At 72.9% G+C, this 6071-nt stretch carries 7 protein-coding genes; 4 read left to right on the plus strand and 3 right to left on the minus strand.

Translation table 11 applies throughout. The features are described 5' to 3' along the window. Nucleotides 1-464 precede the first annotated feature (464 nt). Nucleotides 465-656 (plus strand): hypothetical protein, encoded by a 192-nt coding sequence (locus AX737_RS10985; protein WP_066921266.1) that lies wholly within the window; start codon nt 465-467, stop codon nt 654-656. A gap of 50 nt (nt 657-706) precedes the next feature. After that, nucleotides 707-1888 (plus strand): pyridoxal phosphate-dependent aminotransferase, encoded by a 1182-nt coding sequence (locus AX737_RS10990; protein ID WP_066921268.1) that lies wholly within the window; start codon nt 707-709, stop codon nt 1886-1888. Between the two features lie 14 nt (nt 1889-1902). Here AX737_RS10990 and AX737_RS10995 read toward each other — a convergent pair whose 3' ends face one another. The 3 genes from AX737_RS10995 to AX737_RS11005 all read right to left on the minus strand — a co-directional run bounded on the left by AX737_RS10995 (nt 1903) and on the right by AX737_RS11005 (nt 4053). Further along, nucleotides 1903-2415: a DUF533 domain-containing protein gene (locus AX737_RS10995; protein WP_066921270.1), complete on the minus strand. Its 513-nt coding sequence runs from the start codon at nt 2413-2415 to the stop codon at nt 1903-1905. Between the two features lie 86 nt (nt 2416-2501). After that, on the minus strand, nt 2502-2852 hold the full coding sequence (locus AX737_RS11000) for a glutamine amidotransferase (protein WP_066921272.1): 351 nt from the start codon (nt 2850-2852) through the stop codon (nt 2502-2504). 166 nt (nt 2853-3018) lie between these two features. Next, complete coding sequence (locus tag AX737_RS11005; RefSeq protein WP_066921274.1) at nt 3019-4053, minus strand: alpha/beta hydrolase; 1035 nt, start codon at nt 4051-4053, stop codon at nt 3019-3021. Between the two features lie 204 nt (nt 4054-4257). Between AX737_RS11005 and meaB the strand changes: the two genes are divergently transcribed. Together meaB and AX737_RS11015 are read left to right on the plus strand one after the other, a co-directional pair. After that, entirely contained in the window at nt 4258-5247 is a 990-nt protein-coding gene (gene meaB, locus AX737_RS11010; RefSeq protein WP_066921276.1) for a methylmalonyl Co-A mutase-associated GTPase MeaB, read from the plus strand. Further along, complete coding sequence (locus tag AX737_RS11015) at nt 5244-5873, plus strand: peptidase C15 (RefSeq protein ID WP_066921278.1); 630 nt, start codon at nt 5244-5246, stop codon at nt 5871-5873. The genes meaB and AX737_RS11015 overlap by 4 nt, the downstream gene beginning before the upstream one ends. The last annotated feature ends 198 nt before the right edge of the window (nt 5874-6071 follow it).

Here is a 6071-nt window from a genome sequence, read left to right on the forward strand (position 1 = left end):
TCCCATAGGGAGAGGTCTGCTTTCGCAGAAAGCCGGGTGAGGGGTATGAGGTTTCTGGGTAGGGCGTGGCGCTGAACGCGCGTCGATGGCGTGCTCGGGTCTGAGAGGTCATACCCCTCACCCCAACCCTCTCCCTATGGGAGAGGGGGTAGGGCGCGGTTCCAGTGGCGGTCCGGGAGACGGCCCCGGCTAAATGCAATCGCCCTGACCATAGGAAGAGGGGGCGCGGCGCGGTTATCGCCCGACTGAAACTCCGTCTCCGGCCCGACGACAGAGGTTCGTACAAGCTTGATCTGGAGCCTTCCCTGCGACAGCCCCGCTCTCGCCCGAACGCGGTACGGCGGCAGAACCATTGTGCAGACGCCCTCCCCATGCGGCCAAGCCGGTGCTATGCACGGGCGCTCTTCAGGCGTAAGGGCCGTCCCGACGCCCGTTCCCGTTCCCCGCTCGATGCGAGTGCCGACATGAACCCGCTGGTCCCGCTCTTCGTCCTCGTCAGCCTGCCGATCGCGGCGATCAGCCTCGTGCTCTACACCGATACCGGCATCGAGCCGGCCCTGGTCTGGGCGACGGTGAAGACCTTCGTGATCCTCGGCCTCGTCGCGGGCGCGCTCTCCTTCGGCGCCAGCCGCCTCGCCGAGCGCAGCAAGGCCTGAGGACGCGGCGCGGGACCCGCGCCGCCGCCGTACGACACCGAGAGGGCCTGATGCTCCAGATCGTTCCGGCCTTCGGCCGTATCGGGGAGGAGAACGCCTTCTCGGTTCTGGCCCGCGCGGGCGCGCTCGCCGCGCAGGGGCGCGACATCGTCAACCTCGGCATCGGCCAGCCCGACATGCCGACGCCGCCCCACATCGTGGAGGCGGGCATCCGGGCGTTGCGCGACGGCCACCACGGCTACACGCCGGCGGTCGGCATCCCGGGCCTGCGCGAGGCGGTCGCCCGCGACATCCTGCGCCGCCACCGGGTCGAGGTCTCGCCCGATTCCGTGCTGGTCGTGCCGGGCGGCAAGGTCACCATGTTCATGGCGATCCTGATGTTCGGCGAGCCCGGCGCCGAGATCCTGTACCCGGACCCGGGCTTCCCGATCTATCGCTCGATGATCGAGTTCACGGGCGCCACGCCGGTGCCGGTGCCGATCCGCGAGGGCAACGGCTTCGCCTTCTCGGCCGCGGAGACGCTGGCGCTGATCACACCGCGCACGCGGCTCCTCATCCTGAACTCGCCGGCCAACCCCACGGGCGGCGTGACGCCCAAGGCCGAGATCGACGCGCTGGTGGCGGGCCTCGCCGCGCATCCGGACGTGGCCGTGCTCTCGGACGAGATCTACGGCACGATGACCTATGACGGAGAGGCGCACACCTCGCTGCTGGCCTATCCGGAGATCCGCGACCGGCTGATCTACCTCGACGGAGCCTCCAAGACCTACGCGATGACGGGCTGGCGCCTCGGCTGGTCGGTCTGGCCGCAGCCGCTCTACGACGCGGCGCGCAAGCTCGCGGTGAATTCCCATTCCTGCGTGAACGCGGCGACGCAGTACGCCGGCATCGCGGCGCTCGACGGGCCGCAGGATTGCGTCGCCGAGATGATGGCCGCGTTCGACCGGCGGCGGGCGATCGTGGTCTCGGGGCTGAACGCCCTGCCGGGGGTGAGTTGCCGCACGCCGAAGGGGGCGTTCTACGCCTTCCCGAACGTGTCCGGCACGGGCTGGCGGGCCAAGGCACTGGCCTCGGCCCTCTTGGAGGAAGCCGGCGTCGCGACGATCGGCGGCCCGGATTTCGGCGTGCACGGCGAGGGCTACATCCGCCTGTCCTACGCGAATTCGATGGACAACATCCGCCGGGCGCTGGCGCGGATGCGCGGCTTCCTGGAGGAGCGGAAGCCGGGCTGAGCCCACGCCGAGATTCAGGCGGCCAGTTCCCGCTCGATGCGCTCGGCCGCCTCCCGCGGCACGTCGAGCGCCTCGCCCAGCATCTTGAGGAACTGCCGCTCCTGCACCGTGTCGAGATCGATCGCGAGGCGGGCGGCGGCGTAGATCCGGGCCGCGGCCTCGGGGGCGTCCACGGCGTCGGCGATCTCGTCGATCTCGGCGGGGTTCTCCAACTCGCGCTCCAGCCAGGCGCGGCCGTCCCGGTCGATGCCGGCTTCCGCCACCGCCCCGTCCAGGCGCCGGCGCTCGCCCGCGTCGATCACCCCGTCGGCGAGGGTTGCGGCCACCATGGCGCGCAGCATCAGCCGCGCCTCGTCCTCGTCGACATCGCGAAAGTCCGGCGTCGCCGTGCCCGAGGCGGCGGAGCCCCGCAGGGCGTGCCAGGCGATGCTGCCGACGAGGGCGAGGCCGCCGAGCGCGGCGCCGGCGGCGAGGCCGCCGCGGCGGGCGCGCACCAGCGCATCGACGATCCGTTTGCTGTCGGCCATTCCCGAGAACTCCGTTGGAAACACGGAGCGGAAACGGCCGGAGGGCCGCCCGGGTTCACGCCCGGGCGGCAGGCGCTCCGGGCGCCTCAGGCGTCGAGCTTCTGCCCGTCCTCGTCGTCCTCGTCCTCCTCGTCGATATCGACCAGGAAGACGATGTCGGCCTCGTCCTCGTCCTCCTCGGAATCGGCGTGGGCCTCGACCGGCTCGAAATCGCCCGAGCCGTCGTCGTCGGCCAGCGCGTCCTCGAACATCTCGACCTCGTCCTCGGTCGCCGGGCGGACCTTCAGCTCCGAGGTGCCGTTCCAGAGCGGCTTGCCGGCGCTGGTCAGTTCGCGGATGTCGGACTTGAAGCCGTCGCAGGTGAAGAGGTCGCGCGCGGTCTCCTCGTCGCCGTTGATCACAGCCACGGCGGTGCCGTCGATCTCGAGGGTGAACATGGCCGGCATCCTTCTGTCAGGTGCGTCGCGGGGGCGCTTCGCGATTCTGGCCGCCTCCGCCGCGCCGCCTCAGTAGGCGGGCGCGCCCCGCGCGCCAAGCCCAGTTTCGGCGCCCGCCCCGCGCCTGTCCCGCTCGGTGCGACCTCGCGGCGATCGGACGCCGCCGTCAGACCCCGCCGCCCGCCCGCGAGACGGCGCGCTTGACCACGCCCTGGACCTCCTTGTTCGACAGGAACAGGTCGTGGTTGATCAGGCCGCCGCCGTAATCGGAGGCGTCGGCCACCCGCACGCCGAGTTCCTCGAGCCGGGCGCGGTCGGCCGCGCCCGCCCGCACGACGCCGCCCGCGATGGTGCTCGACAGTTCCAGCGCCCGGTCGTTCGTGGAGGAGATCACCGTGATCTTGCTCACGTCGGGCCCGAGCCGCTTCACGCCGTTGGCGAAGAGGTCGAAGTCGATGTCGGGCGCGGCCAGCACCACGGCGCCGATGCGCGCCATCGCGGCCTCGCCGGCCTCGGCGCGCAGCATGCGCAGGGTCTCGAGCGTCAGCAGGGTGCCCATCGAGTGGGCGACGATGTTGATGCGGCCCCCGCTCGGCGAGGAGGCCAGCGTCTTGAGGAGGTCCTCGAAGGCGTCGCGGGAGTAGAGCGCGCTCTCGCGGTCGTAGCCGTAGTCGAAGGTCGCGGCCGCCGACGGCCAGGTGAACAGGCCCGAGACGCCGCGGAAGCGGATGCCGTCCGAGAGCCGCGCGGCGCTGATGGTCGCCGACTCGAAGGACTCGCGGTAGCCGTGCACGTAGATCAGCACGTCGCGCCCGAGCGCGGCCTGCGCGAAGGCGTCGGCGGCGCCCGCGCCGGTCTCGATCTTCGGCACCTCGCCGATGGTCCAGTCCCCCGTGACGACGGAGGAGACCTTGCCGATCAGCGAGCGGTCGGGGGGCGAGAGGCGCACTTCAGCGAAGCTCAGCCCCTTGCCGCGCTCCGAGCCGAAATAGGGCGCGCGCGGGCCGTTCGCGACGGGCTTGCGCGTGGTAGCGACGAGCAGCACCGGCATCACGTCGAGGGCCGATTGCTTCTCGGGAATCGCGGTGCCGGTGGTGAGCCCGTCCGTGATGCAGCCGCCGAGGGCGGGGCTTAGCGCGGCGACGCCCGCGAATCCGCCGAGGCGGACGAGGGCGCGTCGGGTGAGGGGCTGGCGCAGCATGATCCGGGGTCGCATCCGTGGCGCTGGAGGCTCCGAGCCCCCGTCGACCCTCTAGCCTCTGGCCGAGGATCGTGACCATGGCGGGGCACAAGCGTGACCGTGCCCGGTGTGGATTGCGGGCAGCGGGCGGCCTGTGGTGCGGGGGGCACAGGCGGAGCGACGACCACTCTCGACGAACGCCGCGGCTGCGGTCATGAAGTGAGCATGGCCGCTCCCGCCCTCGACCTCGACGCCCTCCGAGACCGGCTGCTCGCCGGCGAACGCGCGGCGCTCGCGCGCGCGATCACGCTGGCGGAATCGAAGCGGGCCGACCACCGGGCGGCGGCGCGCGACCTGATCGACGCCGTGCTGCCCCATACCGGCCGGGCGATCCGGGTCGGCATCACGGGGGTGCCGGGGGTGGGCAAGTCCACCACGATCGACGCGCTCGGCTCCAACCTGACGGCCGCCGGCCACAAGGTGGCGGTGCTCGCCGTCGATCCCTCCTCCACGCGAACCGGCGGCTCGATCCTCGGCGACAAGACCCGGATGGCGCGCCTCGCGCTCGACCCCAACGCCTTCATCCGGCCCTCGCCCTCCTCGGGCACGCTCGGCGGCGTCGCGGCCAAGACGCGCGAGACCATGCTGCTCTGCGAGGCGGCGGGCTTCGACGTGATCCTGGTCGAGACGGTCGGCGTCGGCCAGTCGGAGACGGCGGTGGCCGACCTCACCGACTTCTTCCTCGTGCTGATGCTGCCGGGCGCAGGCGACGAGCTGCAGGGCATCAAGAAGGGCATCCTCGAACTCGCCGACATGATCGCGGTCAACAAGGCGGACGAGGGCGAGGCCGAGCGGCGGGCGAACGCCGCGGCCTCGGAGTACCGGGCGGCGCTCCACATCCTGACGCCGGCCTCCGCCACCTGGACGCCGCCGGTGGTGACGATCTCCGGCTTCCACAACCTGCGCCTCGACGCGCTCTGGGAGAAGATCGTCGATCACCGCCAGCGCCTCACCGCGACCGGCGAGATCGCGGGCAAGCGTCGCGAGCAGGACGTGAAGTGGATGTGGGCCCTGGTGCACGAGCGCCTGCACCAGCGCCTCGTGGGCACCGCGGAGGTGCGGGAGCGGACGGCCGAGGCCGAGGCGGCGGTCTCCCGCGGCGAGCACTCCCCGGCGGCCGGCGCGGCACGGATCGCCGAGCTGATCGGGCTGTGAGCCCGATCCTCGTCACCGGGTTCGGGCCCTTCCCGGGCATGCCCGCCAACCCCAGCGCCGCGCTGGCGCGGGCGGTCGGACAGCGCCTGCGCCGGGCGCCCGGCGGCGCGGCCCGGGTTCTGGTGCTGCGCACCGCCTACGCGGCGATCGCCGACGCGCTGCTCCCGGCCCTGGCGGAGAGACCCGCCGCCGTGCTGATGCTCGGCGTGGCGACGCGCGCGCGGCGGATCCGCGTCGAGATCCGCGCCCGCAACCGGGCGAGCCGTCTCTACCCCGACGCCTCGGGCCGGCCCGCCGCCCGGCTCGTCCTCGACCCGGGGGCGCCGGCCGCGCGCGGCGGCGCGGCAGCGGCCCAGGCGCTCGCGATCCTGCGCCGCCAGGGGCTCGACGCCCGCCCCTCGAACGATGCCGGGCGCTACCTCTGCAACGCGAGCTACTTCGCGGCGCTCGCCACCGGCCTGCCCGTTCTGTTCGTGCACATTCCCCCGGTCCCGCGCACCCGCCGGCCGCGGCGCCCGGGCGACGGCGGGGTCTCGGGCGGCTGTCAGGCAGCTGCGCTCGCGGAGGTCGCGCGCCGGCTCGCCCGCCTGCCCGGACGCCCCGCGCCCGCGGCGGGGCCGGCGTGAAAAGTCGCGCTCGGACGGGGCGAATCCGCGTCTCGCACGTTCAGTGCTCGACGGACGGCGCCCAGGTCTCCCGGACCCGAGGTCTTCCTTGACCCGAGCGGCGCCCCGCAACCGAATGGGAGAGACCACCATGGTTGACACGGATCGGATCGTCGGCGGCGCGAAGGAGTTCGCGGGCCGCGCGCAGGGCGCGGCGGG

Origin of the sequence: Methylobacterium sp. CCH5-D2, assembly GCF_001556475.1 — a bacterium.
In the GTDB taxonomy this organism is placed as follows: domain Bacteria; phylum Pseudomonadota; class Alphaproteobacteria; order Rhizobiales; family Beijerinckiaceae; genus Methylobacterium; species Methylobacterium hispanicum.